Below are 21,806 nucleotides of genomic sequence, written 5' to 3' on the forward strand. Positions count from 1 at the left end.
CAATGCTCATAGACGCCCACCAGCATTTCTGGCTGATGAAGGATCGCGCCGGGCAATGGCCGCCGCCGGCGCTCGCCGCCATCTACCGGGATTTTCTTCCGGCCGATCTATCGCCGTTGCTGGCTGAGGCAGGGGTTTCGGGAACAGTGCTGGTGCAGACAATGGAGACTGCCGCCGATACGGATTTCATGCTGGAGCTGGCGGATAAGACAGATTTCATCAAAGGTGTGGTTGGCTGGATGGACATGAAGTCCCCCGATGCGGCGACGGAAATTGCCCGCCGGGCAAAACATTCGGCCTTCAGGGGTGTACGCCCCATGCTGCAGGGCATTGAGGATGTGGCCTGGATCGACGATCCGGCGCTGGATACCGCTGTGGACGCGCTGGTGAAACACGGGCTTGTGTTTGATGCGCTGGTCCTGCCGCCAAATCTGCCGCATCTCCTGTCTTTCGCCCGCCGCCATCCGCAACTGCCTGTTGTCATCGATCATGGTGCGAAGCCGTTGATCGCCACCGGTCATTATAGCGGCTGGCGGAGCGACATGGCGGCTCTGGCTGCCCTACCCAATGTCCATTGCAAGCTTTCTGGCCTGTTGACCGAGCGCGGTGATCAGCGGCCGGAAGCGGTGCGACCCTATGCGGAAACCATTCTGGAACTCTTCGGCGCAAACCGCGTGATCTTCGGCAGCGACTGGCCGGTGTTGCGACTGGCCGGCGATTACCAGGTCTGGCTGGATTTCTGCCGCGATATCGTGCCGGCAGAGGACCATGCGGCAGTTTTTGGCGGCAACGCCATCCGTTTTTATTCCCTTTCTGACAGGTGATGCATGCTGGCGATTTTCTGTGACACTCCCGGTCAACTTACCGCCAAGGATTTACCGAAACCTGTACGCGGTGAAGGTGAAGTGCTGGTGCGCATTCGCCGCATAGGCGTCTGCGGTACGGATCTGCACATCTTTACTGGCAACCAGCCCTATCTTTCCTACCCGCGCATCATGGGCCACGAGCTTTCCGGCACCGTGGAAGAAGCACCTGATGGCAGTCCTCTTTCCGCTGGCGACGTGGTCACCGTCATTCCCTATATCTCCTGCGGAAAATGCAGCGCCTGCCTGAAAGGCAAGAGCAATTGCTGCCGCAATATTGGTGTCCTCGGCGTTCATCGCGATGGCGGCATGGTGGAATATTTGAGCGTTCCGCAGCAATTCGTGCTGAAGGCGGAGGGGTTGAGCCTCGATCAGGCGGCCATGACCGAATTTCTGGCCATCGGCGCGCATGCCGTGCGCCGCGGCGCGGTCGAGAAGGGGCAAAAGGTCCTGATCGTCGGCGCCGGCCCTATCGGCATGGCGGTTGCGGTTTTCGCGGTTCTCGATGGTGGCGAGGTGACAATGATCGACGGGCGCACTGACCGGCTGGATTTCTGCAGGGAGCATCTCGGCGTCGCCCATACCGTAACGCTCGGTGAAGGTGATAAGGACCGCCTCTCTGATATTACCGGCGGTGATTTCTTCGATGCGGTTTTTGATGCGACGGGCAATCCGAAGGCCATGGAACGCGGGTTTTCCTTCGTCGGGCACGGCGGCTCCTATGTGCTGGTATCCATAGTCGCCAGCGATATCAGCTTCAACGATCCGGAGTTTCACAAGCGCGAAACGACGCTGCTGGGCAGCCGAAATGCAACGCTTCAGGATTTCGAGCGGGTGTTGCAGGCGCTGCGGGACGGGAAGGTACCGGAAGCACTGATTACCCACCGGATGACGCTTGCCGATGTGCCTTCCAAATTCTCTCAGCTGACCGATCCGAAAGCCGGAGTGATCAAAGGCATGGTGGAGGTCGCATGACAGCTGACACGCCCATTCTGCAATTTGGCACCAGCCGTTTTCTTCTGGCGCATGCGGATCTGTTCGTTTCGCAGGCGCTGGATAAAGGCGAGGCTCTCGGGCATATCGCTATTGTTCAGACGACCGGCAATGCGGAAAGCCTGAAGCGTGTTGCCGCACTGAATAGCGGCGCGCCCTACCCTGTGCGCATTCGCGGTATCAGCGATGGGAGGGAAGTGGACGAGGAAATTCCGGGTAAGGCTGTCGCGCGCGCGCTGACCGCCGCGACCGACTGGGCCGAGGTGCGGCGTCTCGCCTGCATGGCCGAGGTCATTCTGTCCAATACGGGTGATCGCGGTTATGAGCTGGATTCCGCTGACGGGCCTGGGCTTGTGGCCGATTTTTCGGTGGTGCCGAAAAGCTTTCCGGCGAAACTCTGCATGTTGCTGCTGGAGCGTTTTCAGAGCAATCCGGAGGCGCCTTTGTCGATCTTCCCCTGCGAACTTGTGCCGCGCAATGGCGAAAGGCTGCAGCAAGTCATTCGCCAGCTTGCAGACGAATGGCAGTTGCCGGCGGGGTTTGCGTTTTATCTCAACGAGAAATGCCGTTTCGCCAATAGTCTGGTCGACCGTATCGTCTCCGAGCCGATCGATCCAGTTGGTGCGGTGGCGGAGCCCTATGCGCTCTGGGCAATAGAGAGGCAGGAAGGGCTCGTTTTGCCATGCGCTCACCCTGCGATCGTGCTGACGGATGATCTCGACCACTACGAAAAGCTGAAGCTCTTTCTGCTCAATCTCGGCCACTCCTATCTGGCGGAGCGCTGGATGCAGGATGCGCGTGCGAATGACGAGACAGTGCGTCAGGCAATGGGCGACGACGCTCTCGTTACGGATCTGGAAACGCTCTGGCGGGACGAGGTTCTGCCGGTCTTTGCTGCCGAAGGCATGGGAGATGAGGCTGAGGTCTATATCAGTGTGTTGCGCGAACGTTTGCGCAATCCTTTTCTCGCGCATCGGCTGGCCGATATCGCCGGTAACCACGATGAAAAGAAGCGTCGTCGATTCATCCCGATCATTGCTGCTGCAGAACGGCTGGGATTGAACCTGCCGCAACACGGGCTGCGCGCAGCGCTCGCTACCATCAAGCAATAACGGAGTTTTTCATGCAGCGTATGGGCATGGTCATAGGTGTCAAACCCGAGATGATCGCGGAATATAAAAGGCTGCACGCTGCCGTCTGGCCGGAAGTTCTGGCGCTCATCAGCGACAGCAACATCCGTAACTATACGATCTTCCTGCGTGAACCGGAAAATCTGCTGTTCGGCTATTGGGAGTATCACGGCACGGATTTCAGCGCCGACATGGCGAAGATAGCCGCAAGCCCCAAGAACCAGGAATGGTGGTCTTTCACCATTCCCTGCCAGCAACCGCTCGAAAGCCGCAGGCAAGACGAGTGGTGGGCGATGATGGAAGAAACCTTCCACCACGATTGAACGATTTCCTTTGACACTGACCGCGAGTAACCGGCCATGACCAAAATTACAGATCTGCGTGTTTTCGACCTGCGTTTCCCGACGTCCCAGAGCCTTGACGGTTCGGATGCGATGAACCCCGACCCGGATTATTCCGCGGCTTACGTCATTCTCGACACCGACGAGCCAGGCCTGAAAGGCCACGGGCTGACCTTCACCATCGGTCGCGGCAATGACATCTGCTGCATGGCAATCGAAGCGATGCGGCATCTGGTGGTCGGCACCGACCTCACCACCGTCACCGAGAACCCCGGTAAATATTGGCGGCATCTGACGAGCGACAGCCAACTCCGCTGGATCGGCCCGGACAAGGGTGCGATGCATCTCGCCACCGGCGCCGTCGTCAATGCGGTCTGGGATCTGCTGGCGAAGAAGGCGGGCAAGCCGGTGTGGCAGCTTGTTGCCGATATGAGCGCGGAAGAAATCGCCGACATCGTTGATTATCGTTATCTGACCGATGTGCTGACCCGCGATGATGCGCTTGCGATCCTCAAAAAGGCCGAAAGCGGCAAGAAGGAGCGTATAGAGACGCTGAAGAACGAGGGTTATGCCTGCTACACGACGTCAGCCGGCTGGCTGGGTTATAACGATGCCAAGCTGCGCCGTCTTTGCCAGGAAGCGATTGATGCCGGATTCAACCATGTGAAGATGAAGGTCGGCCGCGATCTGGAAGACGATATTCGCCGTCTCACCATCGCCCGCGAGGTGATTGGTCCTGACCGTTACCTGATGATCGATGCCAATCAGGTGTGGGAAGTGGATCAGGCAATCGAGTGGGTGAATAAGCTCGCCTTTTCCAAGCCCTTCTTCATCGAAGAACCGACCAGCCCGGATGATGTCGCCGGCCATCGCAAGATTCGCGCAGCCATCGGTTCCGTGAAGGTGGCGACGGGCGAAATGTGCCAGAACCGCATCATGTTCAAGCAGTTCATCGCTGAAGGCGCCATCGACGTGGTGCAGATCGATAGCTGCCGCATGGGTGGTCTGAATGAAGTGCTGGCGGTGCTGCTGATTGCTGCCAAATACAATCTGCCGGTCTGGCCGCATGCCGGCGGCGTCGGCCTTTGCGAATATGTGCAGCACCTGTCAATGATTGACTATCTGGTTGTGTCAGGCACGAAGGAAGGCCGCGTCATCGAATATGTCGACCATCTGCACGAGCACTTCATCGAGCCCTGCGATATCCGCAACGCCGCCTACATGCCGCCGAAACTGCCGGGCTTCTCCATCGAAATGAAGCCGGAGTCGATCGAGACCTACACCTTCGAGGGATGATCGAAAGAGAGCAGCGCCACTTCCAGGCGCTGCCACTCCGCTTCGCTGCCGGGAAGACCGAAACGCATGTCGTTCGGCCTTTCATCGAAGATGCGGACCAGAATGCCACGTTGGCCAAGATGCCCGAACAGTGCTGTGGCGCGCTTGTCCCGGGCCAGCGTGAACAGGGACGTGCCGCCTTTGATTTCCAGCCCCGCTTTTTTCAGCAGGTCATTCATGCGCCGGGCTTCTTTCGTGAGTTGAAGGCGCATGGATGATTGCCATTCCTCGTCTGCCAAAGCTTCGGTCGCAATATGCAGTGCCGGGCCGGAAACTGCCCAGGGACCGAGCCTTGCCTCGAGTGCGGCGGCTGTATCAGGATGCGCAATCGCGAAACCGAGGCGCACGCCCGCCATGCCATAAAATTTGCCGAAGGATCGCAGCACAACCAGCGCATCGTGATCGGCGGCATCGGCGAGGCTTTCTGTACCTCCCGCTTCGACAAAGGCTTCATCCACGACGAGCAGGCCGTTTTTACGACGCATCGAGTGGGCCAGAGACAGCAAGGCGTCTCGATCCGTGACACGACCATCGGGATTGTTGGGATTGACCACCACCGCATATACGGATGCTGACAGGTCGCCAAGGTTGTCAACTTCGGTCACGTTCAGTCCGGCCATGCGCGCGGTGCGGGCGTGTTCCGCATAGGCGGGTGAAAGCACAGCCCCGTTTTTTGCCCCACGGGAAAGAGCGATTTGAGCTAATAACGGCATCAGCATCTGGGTGCCAGGCGAAAGCGTGATGTGCGCGGCAGAAGGTGCGCCAAAATGGGTTGCTGCCAGCCGCTTCAACGCTTCGGCGGCATCCGGTTCCGGCAGGCGGGCGAATGCGCTGGCGGGAATGGGAGAATGCGGATAGGAGTGCGGATTGATCCCGGTGGATAGGTCGATCCACGGTTCAGGCGCGTCAGGAAACGTCAGGCGCGCCTTGCCGAGATTGCCGCCGTGACGGATCGCAGCCTGCGGCTTTTCTGGTACTGTCTCGCCCATGTTCTTTGCTCTCGCTTTCCTGTCGCTCGTGATCGAACGCTTGACCGGCTATCCGGACTGGTTGTTCAAACGTATCGGCCACCCCGTCACCTGGATCGGTTCGCTTATCGCGCTGCTGGACAAAAAATGGAACCGGGAGAGCGCTTCATTTTCGCAGCGTAAGGCGGCAGGCGTGGCTGCGCTGGTTGTTTTTGCCGGTCTCACCGTCATTCTTGCATGGTCCGTACAATCGGTTCTGCTTCTCTTGCCCATCGGCCTGTTGGCTGCGGCTGTCCTCGGCGCCTCGCTTCCGGCGCAAAAAAGTCTGGAACAGCATGTGGAGGCCGTTGCCGTTGCATTGGAGCGCGAGGGTGTGGAGGGTGGCCGCAAGGCGGTGTCGATGATCGTCGGTCGCGATCCGCAGGCGTTGGACGAGGCGGCGATATGCCGGGCGGCAATTGAGAGTCTGGCCGAGAATTTTTCTGACGGTATTGTTGCCCCTGCCCTTTGGCTCGGCCTGTTGGGCCTGCCGGGCGGTGCAGCCTACAAGGCGATTAATACGGCCGACAGCATGATCGGCCACCGTTCTCCACGCCATGAGGCCTTTGGCTGGGCCTCGGCCCGGCTGGACGACTTGGTCAATCTGCCGGCCTCAAGATTGAGCGGCGGTCTTTTCGTCATCGCCGCGTTTTTCGTGAAAGGTGCTTCTCCGCTAGGGGCCCTCGCCGCAATCCGTCGCGATGCGCACCACCATCGCTCCCCCAATGCCGGCTGGCCGGAGGCGGCGCTGGCTGGTGCGCTTGGCTTTGCGCTAGCCGGCCCGCGCTCCTATGGTGGGCAGATGATCGATGCGCGTTTTATGGGCGAAGGCGGGAGGGCGGCGCTGGTTGCCGGCGATATTCGCGCGGCACTCCGGCTGGCAAGGATCGCAGATGTCCTGTTGATCGGCCTGTTCGGGCTTCTCGCAATCCTTATCGCGCTATAGATAGCAGCCTGTCGAGATCGAGGTGCTCTTCCATATGCGCCGCCAAACGGTCAAGAACGGCTTCAATCTGCGCATCGTAGTTCAGCTGTGTATGCTCACCGCCGAGCCGCTGCAGCCATGCGCTACGCTGGCGGTCATCCGCGAAAAGCCCGTGAATGTAGGTGCCGAAGGCGCGGCCGTCAGGCGAGATGGTGCCATCGGCATATCCCCCGATCATCGAAAACGGCAGGCTATCTGCAGCACTCTTCGTTTCGCCGACATGCATTTCATAGCCGGATAAATCAATCCCGTCGAAACTCCTGCCATGTACGGAAACGAGCCGCTTATCGCCGGTCAAAACCGTATCGACATCCAGCAGGCCAAGCCCTGCTACCGTCGCCGGCGGCCCTTCTATGCCGTCAGGATCGGCAACGGTTTTGCCGAGCATCTGGTATCCGCCGCAAAGGCCGAGAACATAGCCACCACGCCGGGCATGGGCCTTGATGTCGATATCGAGGCCAGCGTTTTTAAGCACGGCCAAATCGGCGATGGTGGATTTCGAACCGCAAAGCAGCACCAGCCGGCAATCGGCAGGAATGGTTTCGCCCGGCCGTATGCGGATCAGTTCCACATCCGGTTCCATGTCCAGCGGATCAAGATCGTCGAAATTGGAGATATGCGGCAGGATTGGCACCGCGATGCGGATCTTTGCGCCCGGTTTCCGTTGGGCCGGGCCGGAAACACCGAGAGCATCTTCTGCCGGCAGTTTCGCGGCATCGGAAAAATGCGGCAGAAGCCCGATGGAGGCCCAGCCGGTCTTTTCCGCGATCATCCGCATGCCATCGGAAAACAGCGCCGGATCGCCGCGGAAGCGGTTGACGATGAAACCTTCGATCATTGCCGCATCGTCCAGCTCAAGCACTGCCTTGGTGCCGACGAGGCTGGCGATGACGCCGCCCCGGTCGATATCGCCGATCAGGATCACCGGTGCACCGGCCGCGCGGGCGAAACCCATATTGGCGATGTCATTGGCGCGCAGGTTGATTTCAGACGCGCTGCCCGCCCCTTCCACCAGTACCAGATCGGCCTGCTGTTTCAGGCGATCGAAGCTTTCCAGCACGCGCGGCATCAGTCCCGCCTTCATGTGCTGATAATCGGCGGCCTTGGCATTGCCGACGATCTTGCCCTGCACCACCACCTGTGCACCGGTTTCGCTTTGGGGTTTAAGCAATACCGGGTTCATGTGGACGGAGAGCGGCACGCCCGCCGCCCGCGCCTGCAGCGCCTGGGCGCGGCCGATCTCGCCGCCATCGGCGGTCACCGCCGCATTGTTCGACATGTTCTGCGGTTTGAACGGCATTACCGACAGGCCGCGCCGGGTGAATGCACGGGCAAGGCCGGCCACCATCAGCGATTTGCCGACATCCGAGCCGGTTCCCTGAAACATCAGCACCCGCGCAGTCATGTCAGAATTCTATCCCCGCCTGCGCCTTCACTCCCGCCTTGAAGTGGTGTTTCACCAGCGTCATTTCCGTTACCATGTCGGCCGCCTCGATCAGCGGTTGCTTGGCGTTGCGGCCGGTGACGACGACATGCAGATCAGGTCTGCGGCTGGACACGGTTTCAACAACCTCTCCCAGCGGCAGATAGTCGTAACGCAGCGCAATGTTCAGTTCATCAAGGATCAGGAGGCCGATCGTTTCATCGGCCATCAGGACCTTGGCTTCTTCCCAGGCTTTTGTGGCTGCGGCAACATCGCGTTTCAGATCCTGCGTGTCCCACGTGAAACCCTCGCCCATGGTGCGCCAGACAACACTGTCGCCGAAAAGCGTCAACGCCTGCTGTTCGCCCGTCGACCACGCGCCCTTGATGAACTGCACGATGCCGACCCGCCGCCCGGTGCCGAGCATCCGCAGGGCAAGACCGAAGGCGGCCGTGGACTTGCCTTTGCCCGGGCCAGTATTGATCATCAGCAGACCTTTTTCGATGGTCTTTGCCGCAACTTCGGCATCCTGCACCGTCTTGCGGTTGACCATTTTCTGCCGGTGACGTTCGGCTTCGTTGTCGCTGATGTCGCGTGTCATCGCGTTTTCCTTCTCATCCTGCGGTGCGGGACTGGATGCCCCTGCCATTCGGAGCGGCGACTATACCCAATTTGCCGCACCCGGCAATGTATGAGGGGAAGGCCACGGCATTGACCCCCACCCCCGTTCAGCCTAATGGTATCGGACTGACGGTCTTTTCCCGGCAACGGGAAAAGCTAAGAGGGAACACGGTTCCACCCGGACAATGGGTCATTCCGTGGCTGCCCCCGCAACTGTAAGCGGTAAGCCCGCACCGTAAAGCCACTGGACCTCCAAGATGGGTTCGGGAAGGCGGTGTCCGGGTGTTTTGAAGCCGCAAGCCAGGAGACCTGCCGTTTCAGAAAAAAACGTCTGCCGGGCGGGGTGCTCCGGTCAGTCGGTCAGATCGAACATTGGGTTTGCGCATCTGCGCACGCCGTTTTCGATATCCGCACCCCGACGATTTTTTAAAGGCGCGGGAAGCGAAACGGTTTGGATATTTCAGCGACATCTCCATGTGCAGGCGGAAACACGCAGGCTAACACGGCATCTGGTGTTGTCGTCTTCGTTTGCCGAAGCTGTCGCGATGAAGCCGATCCCAATGCCGAACCGCGCGCCGGTTCGCGTCTCGCTGATGCCGTTATCGCAAAGGCGGAAGAATCCGGCGTCGTCGTTCGTTCCGTCAATTGCCTTGCCAATTGTAAGCGCGGCCTCAGCGCCGTGCTTCGCGGTGCCGACGGCTGGTCCTATGTGTTTGGCGGGCTGACGCCCGATGACGCAGAAGACCTGCTGACAGGCGCGCATATGCTGGCCGCCTCCGCAGACGGCCTGATGCCCTGGCGCGGCCGCCCCGAACCATTGAAGCGCGGCATGGTGGCGCGCATTCCCCCATTCGATTTTACCGAGGAGAGATCATGAGCACCGTTCTGGACCGCGTTCCCTGCACCATCGTCACCGGCTTTCTGGGGGCTGGAAAAACCACGCTGCTGCGCGGCCTTCTCGAAAAGCTGGATGGCAAGCGGCTCGCCATCATTGTCAATGAATTCGGCGATATCGGCATCGATGGGGAAATCCTGAAGGGCTGCGGCATTGAAAGCTGCCCGGAAGAAAACATCGTCGAACTGGCCAATGGCTGCATCTGCTGCACGGTGGCGGATGATTTCCAGCCCGCTATCGAACAGATTTTGAGCCGCCAGCCGAAGGTGGAGCATATCCTCATCGAAACGTCCGGCCTCGCCCTGCCGAAGCCGCTGGTGCAGGCCTTCCAGTGGCCGGCGATCAAGAGCCGCCTGACGGTGGATGCAGTGGTGGCCGTGGTGGATGGCGCCGCCCTTGCCGAAGGACAGGTCGCCCACGACATGGAAGCGCTTGCCGCCCAGCGGGCCAATGACGAGGCGCTCGACCACGATGATCCGGTGGAGGAAGTTTTCGAGGATCAGGTCGCCTGCGCCGATCTTATCGTGTTGACCAAGGCCGATCTTCTCGATGATGCCGGTCTCGACAAGGCGAAGGCCCATATCCTTGAGCATCTGCCGAAGGCGGCGAAGATCGTCGTCGCTTCGAATGGCGCCATCGACCCTGCCGTGCTGATCGGCCTGGGTCTTGCGGTGGAAGAGGATATTGAAAACCGCCGCACGCATCATGATGGCGCGTTTGACCATGAACACGACGATTTCGACAGCTTCGTCATCGACCTGCCGGCCGTGAGCGATCCGGAAGCGCTGGCGGCCCGCATCGCCGAGACGGCGGCTGCGGAAAATGTTTTGCGTATCAAGGGTTTCATCGAGGTTTCCGCCAAGCCGATGCGCCTGCAGGTGCAGGCTGTCGGTAGCCGCGTCAATCATTATTACGACCGCCCATGGGCGGTGGGTGAGGAGCGCCGCAGCCGGCTCGTTATCATTGGTGAAAAGGGCATCAACCGCGAAAAGATCGAACGGATGCTGGCCGCCTGACACTTTTTAATGGAAATGCTGTAGATGCATATTCTCGCCACCACATCCTCGTCTCTGGACGATCTGATCGAGCCGGTTGATCTCAACCAGCCCCGCTCGGATGTGGTGATGCTGTCTTTTTCGGCAAGCGATCTTGCCGGGCTGGAGCGGGCGTGGCGGGAAGCTGGAGATATTCTCCCTGCGCTCTCCGCCGCCAACCTCTCCGAGCTTCGCCACCCCATGTCGGTTGATCTGTGGATCGAAAAGACGGCGGAGCACGCCCGCGTTATCCTTATCCGGATTCTCGGCGGGGCGGATCGATGGCGCTATGGCGTCGATCAGCTTGCCATTATGGCCCGCCGGCGCGGCATCAAGCTTCTATTTTTGCCGGGCGAGTGCAGCGACAGGGACGAAAAACTCGAAGCGGCGTCGACCGTGGACATTCAGATACTGGCCTCTGCCCTTTCCTTTTTTCGTGAAGGAGGAAGGGCGAATATGGGCAGCCTTGCAGCTGGTCTTGCGGCTCTGGCAAAGGATAGCGCGTGGCCGGATATCCAGGCTGAACCATTGCCGAAGGCCGGATTTTACCGGCCCGGGCATGGCGTCGTCAGTCAAGCGGAGGCCAGTGCCGCTTTTGCAGCCGATACAGTCAGACTGCCCATTCTCTTTTACCGCTCGATGCTGCTGGCAGATGATGCAGCACCCGTTGATGCGCTGTTCCACGCCCTTTCCGGGCGCGGTTTTGCGCCAATGCCGATTTTCGTCAGCGGCCTGAAGGATGGCGAGGCCATCCGCTTTCTCGAAACCGTGTTGCCTGACCTCCAGCCTGCCGCCATCATTGCCGCCACCGCCTTTGCCAGCCAGACGGATGAAGTCGGGAAAACAGTGTTCGACCGCCTTGGCGTTCCGGTGTTTCAGGTGGTCATGGCAACGACCCGGCGAGATGGCTGGGCGGAAAATGCGCGCGGCCTCAACCCGTCCGATCTTGCCATGCATGTGGTTCTGCCGGAATTGGATGGCCGGATTCTCGCCGGTGCGATCTCGTTCAAACAGGCGCGGGCGGATGGCGGGGCCAGCCTTCTGAACGTGCCGGAGGTGGATCGTGTCGAGCAGGTGGCGAACCGCATCTCCGCCTTCCTGCGAATGAAACAGGCACCGAAACAGGATCGCCGTGTCGTCATTCTGATGCCCGATTACCCGGGCGCCGCGCCGGGGCGCACGGGTTACGCCGTCGGTCTGGATGTGCCGCAAAGCGTGCTTGAAATGTTGCGCGATCTTGCCGGGGCAGGATATGCGGTGTCGAATATTCCTGAAACCGCTCGGGCTCTGCTGGATTGTGTCGAGCGCCAGGAAGCGGCGATTGGTCTTTCCGCTTATCGAGATTTTCTTGAGGCTTTGCCGGAAACGGCCACCGCATCCGTGAATGCCACGTGGGGAACTGCGGAAAGTGACAATGCGCTTGCCGATGGCGCATTCCGCTTTCGCGTTGCCCGCTTTGGCAATGTGTTCGTGGCGCTCGCACCGGACCGTGGGCGAAACGAGGATCGACGGGTGGACTACCACGACCCCGCCTTGCCACCCCGCCATGCACTTGTCGCCTTCGGTGCGTGGATGCAGCGGGTCGCAGCGGCGCATGCCATCGTGCATGTCGGCGCACATGGCACGCTGGAGTGGTTGCCGGGCAAGACGGTCGCGCTTTCGCGCAATTGTTTTCCCGAAATCGTCACCGGCCCGCTGCCGGTGATCTATCCGTTTATCGTTTCCAATCCAGGCGAGGCAGCGGTGGCCAAACGGCGGATTGCGGCCATCACCATCGGTCATATTCCGCCAATGCTGGTCAATGCCGGGCTTTCGCCGGAACAATCGGCGTTGGAACAGCTGGTTGACGAATATGCGCAGGCGGATGGGCTGGATCGCCGCCGTCGCGATCGGCTGGCGAAACTCATCGTCGAAAAGGCGCTGGAAACCGGGCTTGCGGCGGAGGCAGGCGTAGGGGCGAAGGACGATGCCGACGCGGCCCTGTCGCGCATCGACGCCTTTCTCTGCGACCTCAAGGATTTCGCCATCAAGGATGGTCAGCATATTTTCGGCCGTTGCCCGGAAGGTGAAGCCGATCCGTTGAGGCTTGAAAGTGCGAAAGCGGAGAAAACCGCGCTGCTCGCCGCGCTCGACGGTTGCCACATTTCCCCCGGCCCTTCCGGCGCACCCGCACGCGGAAGGCTGGATGTGCTGCCCACAGGGCGTAATCTTTATGCCGCCGATCCACGCACCATGCCGACGCCGACGGCCTTCGAGCTTGGCCGCATGGCGGGCGAAGAGGTACTTCGCCACCATCTGCAAAGCCATGGAGACTGGCCGAAACATCTGGTTTTCGATCTCTGGGGCAGCGCCAGCCTGCGTAATGGTGGCGAGGATGTGGCGCAGGCGCTGCATCTGATGGGGGCGAGACCGATCCATGACCCTGCTACCGGCCGCGTCACCGGCATTGAGGTTCTGCCGCCGGCGAGCCTCGGGCGGCCACGTGTCGACGTCACTTTCCGGATTTCCGGCCTATTTCGCGACATGTTCCCGGCGCTGATCGCGCTCCTTGATGCCGCCGCCAAAGCCGTGGCGCGGCGGGACGAAGCACCGGGCGATAACCCGCTGGCAGAAGAAGCGGCTGCGCTGGGGCACATTCCGGCGCGCATTTTCGGTTCCGCGCCCGGCACCTATGGCGCGGGTATCGAAGAAAAACTCGCCAGCGGAAAATGGGACGAACGCGAAGAACTGGGGCAGGCCTATCTCGACGCTGCAAGCCATGCTTTTGGCGGCGCGGACGGGCTGGAGATTTTCGAGGATGCCGGTTTTGTGGAACTGGTGCGCCGGGCCGATCTTCTTGTCCATACCGGCGATGATCCCGGCCGTGATCTTCTCGACGGTTCTTCCGATGTCGCCTTTATCGGTGGCTTTTCTGCCGCGAAGGCTGCACTTGGCGGCGTGGCGGATATTGTGGCGCTGGATACGACAGATCCGGCACGCCCGCGTGCAAGGTCGATGACGCAGGCGCTGACGCGTGTGGTGCGCGCACGCGCCGTCAATCCGCGTTTCATTGCCGGCCAGATGCGGCATGGCCCACGCGGAGCGGCGGAATTTGCCGAAACGGTGGACAGGCTGGTCGGTTTCGCCGAAACCACCCATGCGGTTTCCTCTTCGCTGATCGAGGCGCTTTATGATGCCTATTTCGGCAATGAGGAGGTGCGCGATTTCATCCTGCGGGAAAACCCGAAAGCAGCCCAGGTGATGGCCGAGCGCTTCCTCTCCGCTCGCCGTCGTGGCCTGTGGCACAGCCGGCGAAATGCGGTGGATGCGGAGCTGGAAATGCTGATCCTGCCCCGCACGGAAAGGGTGGGCGCGTGATGGCTGCTGCTGCCGATCCCGTTCAGCCATTCGGTCGCCGCGGTCTTTGCCCGGCGCTCTCAGCACCCATGCGGACCGGCGATGGTTTTCTGTCCCGGGTAGCTTTCGAAGCGGATATCTCGCCCCGTGCGATGGTGACACTTTGCGATCTCTCCGAGCGGTACGGCAATGGGCTGCTCGATATCACCGCACGCGGCAGCCTCCAGTTCCGTGGCCTGACGCCGGAAAGCGCATGCGCCTTGGAAAAAGATGTTCTGGCGCTTGGCCTGCCGCTGCGGGAGGGCATGGCAGTCGAGACTTCGCCTCTCGCCGGCCGGGATGATGCGGAAATCGCCGATGGACGGTTGCTTGCCGAGCAGATTCGGAAAGCGGCCGACAGGCTCGCTTTTCATGAAAAGCTCGCCGCCAAAATTTCTGTTGTCATCGATGGCGGCGGACATCTCTCCATGGGGGATTTGCTGGCGGATATCCGCCTGAAAGCGATCCGGCTGGACGGCAGGATCTCCTGGCAATTGCTTGTCGGTGGGCCGGAAAGCAAGGCGCTGAATGCGGGATTGGTCGAGACGGGTGTGGCGGCGGATGTCGTTCTGTCGCTTCTCCTTTATCTCGCCGGCAAGGGGCCGCTTGCCCGTGGCCGCGATCTGGACCACTCGACCATCAAAGCGGTTTGTGGTGACCTACTGCTGGATCGGGTGATAAAGACCGAGGCCGTCCGGGCACCTTCTTCGCCGCTGGGGTTGATGGCGGCGGGCACGGGTTTTTTTGCCGCCGGTGCCGCGCCTGCCTTCGGGCAGGTCCGAGGCTCTGATTTATCGCGTCTCTGCCAGGACGCCGATATGCTCGGCATCAAGGCCTTACGGCCGTCACCAAACCATAGCATGCTATTTTTTGGATCGAAATCCGATTGCGATGCACTGCTTGAGACTGCGGGCGCGTGTGGTTTCGTTACCGAAGCGGGTGATGCGCGATCTTCCATCGCCGTCTGTCCCGGCGCGCCGGGCTGTGCATCGGCTTTTCTCCCCACCCATGAATTGGCGGCTTTTGCTTCCCGGGAATGCGCCTCATTGCTCGACGGTTCTTTCACGCTGCATATTTCCGGCTGTGGCAAAGGTTGTGCGCACCCTGCCCCGTCGCTTCTGGCCGTTTGCGGCACGGCGGATGGCCTTGCCTTTTCCGTTTCCGGCCGCGCCGGCGACCCGCCGGACGGCATTTTACCTTTCGCGCAGCAGAGGACGGCGCTTTCGCGGCTTGCCCGTCTTTACGAAAAAGAACATAAGCCCGGGGAAAACGGTGCCACCCTGCTTGCCCGTCTTGGCAGGCAAGCGATTGGTGCGGTGCTTCGACAGGATGACCGATGACCGACTATGACTATATTCGCGACGGCAACGCGATCTACGAGCGCTCCTTTGCCATTATCCGCGAAGAAGCGGATTTATCCGGCTTTACCGAAGAGCAGGCGGATATCGCCATTCGCATGATCCATGCCTGCGGGCAGGTGGAAGCGGCCGGCCATTTCCGTTTCTCGCCCGATTTCGTTGCCGCTGCGCGGGGTGCGTTGCTGGCGGGAAAGCCCATCCTCTGTGATGCGCAAATGGTTGCCCATGGCGTGACCCACGCCCGGCTTCCGACTGACAATGCCGTCATCTGCACATTGCGTGATCCACGCACACCGGAGCTTGCGAAAAAGATCGGCAATACGCGTTCGGCCGCGGCACTCGATCTCTGGGCGGAAAAACTGGACGGCGCTCTTGTTGCCATCGGCAATGCACCGACGGCACTGTTCTATCTTCTCGAGATGCTGGAAAAGGGTGCGCCGCGCCCCGCCGCCATCATCGGCATGCCCGTCGGGTTTGTCGGTGCGGCGGAATCGAAGGATGCGCTGGAGGCAAGTGCGCTCGGCATTCCCTATGCCATCGTCAAGGGACGTATGGGCGGTTCGGCCATGACGGCCGCCGCCATCAATGCGGTTGCGAGGGCAGGCCTGTGAGTGCGGCTCTTTTTGAACATGCCAAGGGTAAACTGGTTGGCGTCGGCACCGGTCCCGGTGATCCGGAACTTCTGACGCTGAAGGCGGTGCGCGCCATCGAAAATGCCGATGTGCTTGCCTTCTTTTGCAAGAAGGGCGGCAGCGGTAATGGTCGCGGCATCGTTGAAGCTTTCATCCGCCCCGGCACGCTGGAAATGCCGCTGGTCTATCCGGTAACCGTTGAAAGCGACAAGAACGGCGAGGATTATCGCGGCGCGATCACCGCATTCTTCGACCAGTCGGCGAAGGACATTGCCACTCATCTTGAGGCTGGGCGCAATGTGGCCGTGCTTTCGGAAGGCGATCCGCTGTTTTACGGCTCCTATATGCACCTTCATCTGCGGCTGTCTCCGTCCTATGATGCAGAGGTGGTTGCGGGTATCACCGCCATGTCCGGCTGCTGGTCCATGGCCGGGCTGCCGCTGGTACAGGGTGACGACATATTGAGCGTGCTTCCCGGAACGCTGGCGGAAGATATTCTCGCGGAACGACTTTCCGGCACCGATGGGGCCGTTATCATGAAGGTTGGGCGCAACCTGCCGAAAATCCGCCGGGCTCTGGAAAGGGCCGGCAAGCTCAGCGAAGCACTTTATGTGGAGCGCGGCACCATGGCAAACAGCCATGCGGTACCGCTTGTCGAGCGTGACGCATCGCCGGCACCTTATTTTTCACTGGTTCTGGTGCCCGGCTGGAAAACCAGACCCTCTGCAGGGGAAAAGCCATGACGGGCAGGCTTGTCGTCGTTGGCCTCGGCCCCGGCAGTGCAGCGCAGGTAACGCCGGAAGCGCTGGCTGCAGTTGAGGCTTCGGAAGATTTCTTCGGTTATATTCCCTATCTAGACCGTCTGTCGCTTGGCCCACACCAGCGCTGCCATGCCTCCGACAATCGCGAGGAAATTTCCCGCGCCGAACAGGCGTTGCGACTTGCGGCCGAAGGCGGCAAGGTCTGTGTGGTTTCCGGTGGCGATCCCGGTGTTTTCGCCATGGCGGCGGCCATCTGCGAGGCGATTGAAAATGGCCCGTCTGAATGGCGCGACATCGATTTTTCCGTCGTACCGGGTGTGACCGCCATGCTGGCCGTTGCGGCAAAGGCCGGTGCGCCGCTGGGCCATGATTTCTGCGCCATTTCACTGTCGGACAATCTCAAGCCGTGGGGCATCATCGAAAAGCGGCTGATCGCGGCGGCGGAAGCCGGATTTGTGATGGCTTTCTACAACCCCGTCAGCAAGGCGCGGCCGCACCAGCTCGGCACCGCTTTTGATCTTTTGCGCGCGCATCTGCCCGGCTCGGTGCCGGTGATCTTCGGTCGCGCCGCAGGCCGGGCAGACGAGCGCATTCGGGTCGTGCCCCTGTCGGAAGCATCAAGCGATATGGCTGACATGGCCACCTGCGTCATCGTCGGTTCGGTGGAAACCCGTCTGATCGAGCGTTCCGGCAAGGAGCCGATCGTTTATTCACCGCGGTTTTCAAAAAGGGAGAGCTGATGGCGGATGGCGGTGAGCGCAGTCGCTATGTCCGACACCGTCGTGCCTTTCAGGCGCGCGACGCCGAGAGTGCGTGGCCGCTCGATCATGATGACCGGCAGGCCAAGCCGTCTCGCCGCTTCGATCTTGCCGTAACTGGCGCTGCCACCGGAATTCTTGGAAACCACCGTCTCGATCCGGTTTTCCTCCAGCATGCGGATTTCGTCATCGAGCGCAAAGGGGCCGCGCGCGGTGATGTAGCGCGCATCCGGTACTTTCAGCGGCGGCTCCACAGGATCGACGCTGCGGATAAGATAGCTGTGCCGGTGTGCTGCTTCGAAGGGAAGCAACTCCTGACGGCCAAGAGCCAGAAATACACGTCTGCTTTCATCTCCGAGCGCGGCAACGGCCTGTTCTATGGTGTCGACGCTCTGCCACCTGTCACCCGGCTGGTGCTGCCAGACGGGGCGCGAAAGCGCGACAAGCGGAATGTCGGCCAGCCTTGCCGCTTCAACCGCGTTGGCGGAAATTCTCGCCGCATAGGGATGGGTGGCATCGACCAGAATATCGAAACCCTCGGAGCGGATGAAATCCGCCAGCCCTGCTGCGCCGCCAAACCCGCCGCTGCGCATCGGTACCGGCTGTTCGACCGGCGAGAGCGTGCGGCCCGCCATGGACAGCAGAATTCGGTAGCCGGAGTCCTCCGCCAACCTGCCGGCCAGAATGCGGGCATCCGCCGTGCCGCCAAGGATGAGTATGGAGCGTGTCATGACGTCTGAATATTCCGGAACGGCCAGTTCTTCTACTGAAAAGATAGCTTCTAGTGAAAAGAGCGCTTCCGCTGAAAAGAAAAAAGAGCCGTGGCTTTCCATCGTCGGCATAGGCGAGGACGGGCTTGAAGGGCTCGGCAAAAATGCTCTCCGGGCGATCGAAGCGGCCGATGTGGTTTTTGGCGGCAAACGCCATCTGGAATTGGCCGCTGCGGCCATTCAGGGCGATGCGCGCGCCTGGCCGGTGCCGTTCGATGTGGAGATGAGCGATGTTCTCTCATTGCGCGGATGCCGGGTGTGCGTGCTCGCCTCCGGCGATCCATTTTTCTACGGTGTCGGCGTTACGCTTCTACGGCGGATTCCGTCGGAGGAAACAGTCTGTTATCCCTCGCCTTCCGCCTTTTCTCTGGCTGCAGCGCGGCTTGGCTGGGCGCTGCAATCGGCTGCATGCGTTTCGCTGCACGGGCGCTCCATCGATCTTTTGCGGCCGCATCTGCATCCCGGCGCGCGCATCATTGCGCTGACCTCGGATGAGCGAGACCCGGCCTTGATCGCAGGGTTGCTGGCCGAGTCCGGCTTTGGTCGGTCGGAATTCATCCTGCTCGAGGCATTGGGCGGAGCGCGCGAAAGGCGGCGGCAAGCCAGGGCGGCTGGTTTTGCCTTTGAAGATATTGACCCGCTGAATGTTGTGGCGATTGATGTCGTGGCGGATGAGGATGCGCGTGTCCTGCCGTTTACGCAGGGGCTCGATGACAGCCTGTTCGAACATGACGGACAGATAACCAAACGTGAAATCCGGGCTGTGACTCTCTCCTCGCTGGCGCCCCGGCGTGGAGAATTGCTGTGGGACATCGGCGCGGGCTCCGGCTCGATCGGCATCGAATGGATGCTGTCGCATCCTTCGCTGCGCGCCATCGCCATAGAGCAACATCCGGAAAGAGCGGAGCGAATTACCCGCAATGCCGATGCTTTTGGCGTTCCGGGGCTGGAGGTCATGATCGGCGTGGCCCCGGCGGCTTTTGAAGGCTTGCCTACGCCGGATGCTATTTTCATTGGCGGTGGCGGCAGTGAAGCAGGTGTGTTCGAGGCTGCCATGGAGGCTCTGAAACCCGGGGGTAGACTGGTCGCCAATGCGGTGACGCTGGAAATGGAAGCGGTGCTGCTCGCCGCTCATGCGCGGCTTGGCGGTTCGATGATCCGGCTGGAGGTGTCTCGCGTAGTGGCTGTCGGTTCCATGTCAGGCTGGCGTCCGGCCATGCCGGTAACTCAATGGAGCTGGGTCAAGCCATGTTGACCGTGGCCGGTATAGGCTGCCGCAAAGGTGCTGCTTCGGATGCGATCATCGCGGCTATACGCGCCGCCGAGCGGACCTTTGGCTTGACGGTCGACTCTTTGGCGACTGCACCGCTCAAGGCCGGGGAAGCCGACCTTGCGGAAGCAGCAAAAGCCCTGTCGCTGCCGCTCGAAATCGTAACGCAGGAGCGGCTCGAAGCGGTTGCCGCGGAGACAATGACATTTTCACGGGCCAGTCTCGATCACGCCGGAACGCCAAGCGTCAGTGAAGCTTCGGCGCTTGCGGCAGCTGGAGTAGGTGCACGGCTGGTTGGGCAACGACTCGTCGTCGGTGATGTAACTGTGGCTATCGCAACGACGAGCAATGCGCCACGTGGTAGCGACTGCGCCATTGAATACGGAGAAGAAGAATGACGGTTCATTTCATCGGCGCCGGTCCGGGTGCCGCAGATCTCATAACGGTGCGCGGGCGCGATCTCATCGCTGCCTGCCCTGTGTGTCTTTATGCCGGTTCGCTGGTTCCGAAGGCCTTGATCGATTATTGCCCGCCGGGTGCCCGCATCGTCGATACGGCTGCTCTTTCACTTGATGAAATCGAGGCGGAATTTGTTGCGGCGGCAAAGGCAGGCAAGGATGTGGCGCGGCTGCATTCCGGCGACCTTTCCGTCTGGAGCGCCATGGGTGAGCAGATCCGCCGTCTGGAACGGCTGGGGCTTGATTATACCGTCACGCCTGGCGTGCCCTCTTTCGCTGCCGCTGCCGCCACCTTGCAGCGGGAACTGACGGTGCCCGAAGTGGCGCAGAGCCTCGTGCTGACCCGTATCTCCGGTCGCGCATCGAAGATGCCTGACGGTGAGACGCTGAAGGCTTTCGGTGCGACTGGCACGACACTCGCCATTCACCTCGCCATCCATGCCATCGGCAAGGTGGTGGAGGAGCTGTCGCCGCTTTATGGGTCCGATTGCCCAGTTGCCATCGTGGTACGTGCGTCCTGGCCGGATGAGCGGGTCATTCGCGGCACACTGTTCGATATTGAGGGCAAGCTTGCGGCCGAGCCGGTGGAGCGCACGGCGCTGATCTTTGTCGGTCGCGGGCTTGCCTCGACGGATTTTCGTGAAAGCGCGCTTTATAGTACCGACTATGTACGCCGGTTCCGTTCTCCGAAAGAAGATGCGGCGGGTTGATGCGACGGCGTGGAGGCGGTGCGCCCCTTGAGCGCGCCCTGACGATCGAAAACCACAATATCGAGCGCGATGGCCGGCGTGTTCAGCGCCGCCGCGGCGGTTACCCAGGCTTTTTCCGCAACGATTGCCCCGAGGTCTATCCCCGCGTCTTCGGCCAGCTGAAAGGCGTGCGCGACCATGTTGGCCTGACGGATGGCAGTGGCGAGATTGTCATCCCCTCCCGCCTCCGCGGCCAAAGCCGCCAACGCTTCAAGGTCGGCAAGCCCTTTCTTGGAATGCACGTCGAGCATGCCCTGGGCGAGCTTGGTCATTTTGGCGACACCGCCGGCGATCGTTACCCGCTCGACTGGATGGCTGCGCAGATATTTCAGCATGCCGCCGATAAAATCGCCCATGTCGATCAGCGCCGTCTCAGGCAGGTCATACAGTGCTTGCCCGGCCTTTTCGGAGGTGTTTCCGGTCGCGCCAAGTACGTGGGCGCAGCCAGTTGCCCGCGCCACATCGATGCCGCGCCAGATGGAGTGGATCCAGGCCGAGCAGGAAAAGGGAATGACGACGCCGGTGGTGCCGAGAATGGAAATGCCGCCGAGAATGCCGAGCCTGCCATTCAGGGTTTTTTCCGCCAGTTTTTCGCCGTCGCGAACGGAAATCTCGACTTCGAAATCGGTCTGCGCGCCAGCCACTTCGCGAATGGCGGCCTCGATCATCTTGCGCGGCACCGGGTTGATGGCGGGTTCTCCCGGCGGCAGCGGCAGGCCCGGCCGGGTAACGGTGCCGACGCCCTTGCCGGCCTTGAAAGTGATGCCGCTTCCGGGTTCTCCCCGTCTGACCGTGCTTTCAATCAGGGCGCCATGGGTGACGTCGGGATCGTCTCCGGCATCCTTGACGACGCCGGCGCGGGCGAAGTCCTCACCTTTTTCTTCCGTTGCGAGGGAAAATGCCGGCCTTGCGCCGCTTGGAAGTTCGACCTCGACAGGGTAAGGAAATTCCCCGGTCAGAAGGGCGGCGCAAGCCGCCTTCGTGGCGGCTGCCGCGCAGGTACCCGTGGTCCAGCCGCGGCGAAGGGTCTTTCCATCTGTTTCCATAT

General features: G+C 61.0%; 21 protein-coding genes and 1 riboswitch. Of the genes, 16 read left to right on the forward strand and 5 right to left on the reverse strand.

What is annotated here, in order from left to right:
• Nucleotides 1–2: 2 nt before the first annotated feature.
• Genes ACQZ5F_RS22600 through ACQZ5F_RS22620 form a run of 5 tightly spaced genes read left to right on the forward strand, consistent with a single transcriptional unit; the run spans nucleotide 3 to nucleotide 4,623 of the window.
• On the forward strand, nucleotides 3–824 hold the full coding sequence (locus ACQZ5F_RS22600; protein WP_225338980.1) for an amidohydrolase family protein: 822 nt from the start codon (nucleotides 3–5) through the stop codon (nucleotides 822–824).
• 3 nt (nucleotides 825–827) lie between these two features.
• Nucleotides 828–1,838: a zinc-binding alcohol dehydrogenase family protein gene (locus ACQZ5F_RS22605; RefSeq protein ID WP_046799683.1), complete on the forward strand. Its 1,011-nt coding sequence runs from the start codon at nucleotides 828–830 to the stop codon at nucleotides 1,836–1,838.
• Nucleotides 1,835–2,968 carry a mannitol dehydrogenase family protein gene (locus tag ACQZ5F_RS22610; RefSeq protein ID WP_225338979.1) on the forward strand — a complete coding sequence of 378 codons (1,134 nt, stop codon included), beginning with the start codon at nucleotides 1,835–1,837 and terminating at the stop codon, nucleotides 2,966–2,968. The genes ACQZ5F_RS22605 and ACQZ5F_RS22610 overlap by 4 nt, the downstream gene beginning before the upstream one ends.
• Nucleotides 2,969–2,979: 11 nt before the next feature.
• Complete coding sequence (locus ACQZ5F_RS22615) at nucleotides 2,980–3,309, forward strand: L-rhamnose mutarotase (RefSeq protein WP_046799681.1); 330 nt, start codon at nucleotides 2,980–2,982, stop codon at nucleotides 3,307–3,309.
• Nucleotides 3,310–3,345: 36 nt separating this feature from the next.
• The gene (locus ACQZ5F_RS22620) at nucleotides 3,346–4,623 is read left to right on the forward strand and encodes an L-fuconate dehydratase (protein WP_448731090.1); all 1,278 of its coding nucleotides are present in this window, start codon (nucleotides 3,346–3,348) and stop codon (nucleotides 4,621–4,623) included.
• Here the strand turns inward: ACQZ5F_RS22620 and cobD are convergent.
• Nucleotides 4,605–5,651, reverse strand: coding sequence for a threonine-phosphate decarboxylase CobD (cobD, locus tag ACQZ5F_RS22625; protein ID WP_225338977.1), 1,047 nt, complete (start codon nucleotides 5,649–5,651; stop codon nucleotides 4,605–4,607). The genes ACQZ5F_RS22620 and cobD overlap by 19 nt on opposite strands.
• Here cobD and cbiB point away from each other — a divergent pair.
• Nucleotides 5,650–6,615, forward strand: coding sequence for an adenosylcobinamide-phosphate synthase CbiB (gene cbiB / locus ACQZ5F_RS22630; protein WP_225338976.1), 966 nt, complete (start codon nucleotides 5,650–5,652; stop codon nucleotides 6,613–6,615). The two genes, cobD and cbiB, sit on opposite strands and share 2 nt — an antisense overlap.
• On the opposite strand, the gene ACQZ5F_RS22635 is transcribed toward cbiB, so the two are convergent.
• Both ACQZ5F_RS22635 and cobO read right to left on the reverse strand, forming a co-directional pair.
• Complete coding sequence (locus ACQZ5F_RS22635) at nucleotides 6,602–8,059, reverse strand: cobyric acid synthase (RefSeq protein WP_225338975.1); 1,458 nt, start codon at nucleotides 8,057–8,059, stop codon at nucleotides 6,602–6,604. The genes cbiB and ACQZ5F_RS22635 overlap by 14 nt on opposite strands.
• Before the next feature lies 1 nt (nucleotide 8,060).
• Entirely contained in the window at nucleotides 8,061–8,678 is a 618-nt protein-coding gene (gene cobO, locus ACQZ5F_RS22640; RefSeq protein ID WP_225338974.1) for a cob(I)yrinic acid a,c-diamide adenosyltransferase, read from the reverse strand.
• Nucleotides 8,679–8,811: 133 nt separating this feature from the next.
• Nucleotides 8,812–9,029, forward strand: a riboswitch (cobalamin riboswitch).
• Nucleotides 9,030–9,149: 120 nt separating this feature from the next.
• Between cobO and ACQZ5F_RS22645 the strand changes: the two genes are divergently transcribed.
• Genes ACQZ5F_RS22645 through ACQZ5F_RS22675 form a run of 7 tightly spaced genes read left to right on the forward strand, consistent with a single transcriptional unit; the run spans nucleotide 9,150 to nucleotide 17,493 of the window.
• Nucleotides 9,150–9,575, forward strand: a complete 426-nt coding sequence (locus ACQZ5F_RS22645) for a DUF1636 family protein (protein WP_052818662.1) — start codon at nucleotides 9,150–9,152, stop codon at nucleotides 9,573–9,575.
• Nucleotides 9,572–10,609, forward strand: a complete 1,038-nt coding sequence (gene cobW / locus ACQZ5F_RS22650) for a cobalamin biosynthesis protein CobW (RefSeq protein ID WP_225338973.1) — start codon at nucleotides 9,572–9,574, stop codon at nucleotides 10,607–10,609. The genes ACQZ5F_RS22645 and cobW overlap by 4 nt, the downstream gene beginning before the upstream one ends.
• A gap of 24 nt (nucleotides 10,610–10,633) precedes the next feature.
• A complete protein-coding gene (gene cobN / locus ACQZ5F_RS22655; protein WP_225338972.1) occupies nucleotides 10,634–13,984 on the forward strand; it encodes a cobaltochelatase subunit CobN in 3,351 nt (1,116 codons plus the stop codon).
• Nucleotides 13,984–15,342 (forward strand): precorrin-3B synthase, encoded by a 1,359-nt coding sequence (cobG, locus tag ACQZ5F_RS22660; RefSeq protein ID WP_225338971.1) that lies wholly within the window; start codon nucleotides 13,984–13,986, stop codon nucleotides 15,340–15,342. Before cobN ends, cobG begins: the two co-directional genes overlap by 1 nt.
• A complete protein-coding gene (locus ACQZ5F_RS22665; RefSeq protein ID WP_225338970.1) occupies nucleotides 15,339–15,971 on the forward strand; it encodes a precorrin-8X methylmutase in 633 nt (210 codons plus the stop codon). Before cobG ends, ACQZ5F_RS22665 begins: the two co-directional genes overlap by 4 nt.
• Nucleotides 15,968–16,735, forward strand: a complete 768-nt coding sequence (locus ACQZ5F_RS22670) for a precorrin-2 C(20)-methyltransferase (protein WP_225338969.1) — start codon at nucleotides 15,968–15,970, stop codon at nucleotides 16,733–16,735. Before ACQZ5F_RS22665 ends, ACQZ5F_RS22670 begins: the two co-directional genes overlap by 4 nt.
• A complete protein-coding gene (locus tag ACQZ5F_RS22675) occupies nucleotides 16,732–17,493 on the forward strand; it encodes a precorrin-3B C(17)-methyltransferase (protein ID WP_052818668.1) in 762 nt (253 codons plus the stop codon). Before ACQZ5F_RS22670 ends, ACQZ5F_RS22675 begins: the two co-directional genes overlap by 4 nt.
• Here ACQZ5F_RS22675 and ACQZ5F_RS22680 read toward each other — a convergent pair.
• Complete coding sequence (locus tag ACQZ5F_RS22680; RefSeq protein WP_052818669.1) at nucleotides 17,460–18,242, reverse strand: cobalt-precorrin-6A reductase; 783 nt, start codon at nucleotides 18,240–18,242, stop codon at nucleotides 17,460–17,462. The two genes, ACQZ5F_RS22675 and ACQZ5F_RS22680, sit on opposite strands and share 34 nt — an antisense overlap.
• On the opposite strand from ACQZ5F_RS22680, the gene cbiE reads away from it, so the two are divergent.
• Genes cbiE through cobM form a run of 3 tightly spaced genes read left to right on the forward strand, consistent with a single transcriptional unit; the run spans nucleotide 18,241 to nucleotide 20,719 of the window.
• The gene (gene cbiE, locus ACQZ5F_RS22685; protein ID WP_225338968.1) at nucleotides 18,241–19,536 is read left to right on the forward strand and encodes a precorrin-6y C5,15-methyltransferase (decarboxylating) subunit CbiE; all 1,296 of its coding nucleotides are present in this window, start codon (nucleotides 18,241–18,243) and stop codon (nucleotides 19,534–19,536) included. The two genes, ACQZ5F_RS22680 and cbiE, sit on opposite strands and share 2 nt — an antisense overlap.
• Nucleotides 19,530–19,949, forward strand: a complete 420-nt coding sequence (locus ACQZ5F_RS22690; RefSeq protein ID WP_225339010.1) for a cobalamin biosynthesis protein — start codon at nucleotides 19,530–19,532, stop codon at nucleotides 19,947–19,949. The genes cbiE and ACQZ5F_RS22690 overlap by 7 nt, the downstream gene beginning before the upstream one ends.
• Nucleotides 19,946–20,719, forward strand: coding sequence for a precorrin-4 C(11)-methyltransferase (gene cobM, locus ACQZ5F_RS22695; protein WP_052818672.1), 774 nt, complete (start codon nucleotides 19,946–19,948; stop codon nucleotides 20,717–20,719). The genes ACQZ5F_RS22690 and cobM overlap by 4 nt, the downstream gene beginning before the upstream one ends.
• Here the strand turns inward: cobM and ACQZ5F_RS22700 are convergent.
• Nucleotides 20,674–21,804, reverse strand: a complete 1,131-nt coding sequence (locus ACQZ5F_RS22700; RefSeq protein WP_225338967.1) for a cobalt-precorrin-5B (C(1))-methyltransferase — start codon at nucleotides 21,802–21,804, stop codon at nucleotides 20,674–20,676. The genes cobM and ACQZ5F_RS22700 overlap by 46 nt on opposite strands.
• Between the last annotated feature and the right edge of the window lie 2 nt (nucleotides 21,805–21,806).

This window comes from Agrobacterium sp. 22-210-1 (genome assembly GCF_053522525.1).

Coding starts and splice junctions, on each gene's coding strand:
- ACQZ5F_RS22600 (WP_225338980.1), top strand. CDS start 3: ATGCTCATAGACGCCCACCAGCATTTCTGGCTGATGAAGGATCGCGCC.
- ACQZ5F_RS22605 (WP_046799683.1), top strand. CDS start 828: ATGCTGGCGATTTTCTGTGACACTCCCGGTCAACTTACCGCCAAGGAT.
- ACQZ5F_RS22610 (WP_225338979.1), top strand. CDS start 1,835: ATGACAGCTGACACGCCCATTCTGCAATTTGGCACCAGCCGTTTTCTT.
- ACQZ5F_RS22615 (WP_046799681.1), top strand. CDS start 2,980: ATGCAGCGTATGGGCATGGTCATAGGTGTCAAACCCGAGATGATCGCG.
- ACQZ5F_RS22620 (WP_448731090.1), top strand. CDS start 3,346: ATGACCAAAATTACAGATCTGCGTGTTTTCGACCTGCGTTTCCCGACG.
- cbiB (WP_225338976.1), top strand. CDS start 5,650: ATGTTCTTTGCTCTCGCTTTCCTGTCGCTCGTGATCGAACGCTTGACC.
- cobD (WP_225338977.1), bottom strand. CDS start 5,651: ATGGGCGAGACAGTACCAGAAAAGCCGCAGGCTGCGATCCGTCACGGC.
- ACQZ5F_RS22635 (WP_225338975.1), bottom strand. CDS start 8,059: ATGACTGCGCGGGTGCTGATGTTTCAGGGAACCGGCTCGGATGTCGGC.
- cobO (WP_225338974.1), bottom strand. CDS start 8,678: ATGACACGCGACATCAGCGACAACGAAGCCGAACGTCACCGGCAGAAA.
- cobW (WP_225338973.1), top strand. CDS start 9,572: ATGAGCACCGTTCTGGACCGCGTTCCCTGCACCATCGTCACCGGCTTT.
- cobN (WP_225338972.1), top strand. CDS start 10,634: ATGCATATTCTCGCCACCACATCCTCGTCTCTGGACGATCTGATCGAG.
- cobG (WP_225338971.1), top strand. CDS start 13,984: ATGGCTGCTGCTGCCGATCCCGTTCAGCCATTCGGTCGCCGCGGTCTT.
- ACQZ5F_RS22665 (WP_225338970.1), top strand. CDS start 15,339: ATGACCGACTATGACTATATTCGCGACGGCAACGCGATCTACGAGCGC.
- ACQZ5F_RS22675 (WP_052818668.1), top strand. CDS start 16,732: ATGACGGGCAGGCTTGTCGTCGTTGGCCTCGGCCCCGGCAGTGCAGCG.
- cbiE (WP_225338968.1), top strand. CDS start 18,241: ATGACGTCTGAATATTCCGGAACGGCCAGTTCTTCTACTGAAAAGATA.
- ACQZ5F_RS22680 (WP_052818669.1), bottom strand. CDS start 18,242: ATGACACGCTCCATACTCATCCTTGGCGGCACGGCGGATGCCCGCATT.
- ACQZ5F_RS22690 (WP_225339010.1), top strand. CDS start 19,530: ATGTTGACCGTGGCCGGTATAGGCTGCCGCAAAGGTGCTGCTTCGGAT.
- cobM (WP_052818672.1), top strand. CDS start 19,946: ATGACGGTTCATTTCATCGGCGCCGGTCCGGGTGCCGCAGATCTCATA.
- ACQZ5F_RS22700 (WP_225338967.1), bottom strand. CDS start 21,804: ATGGAAACAGATGGAAAGACCCTTCGCCGCGGCTGGACCACGGGTACC.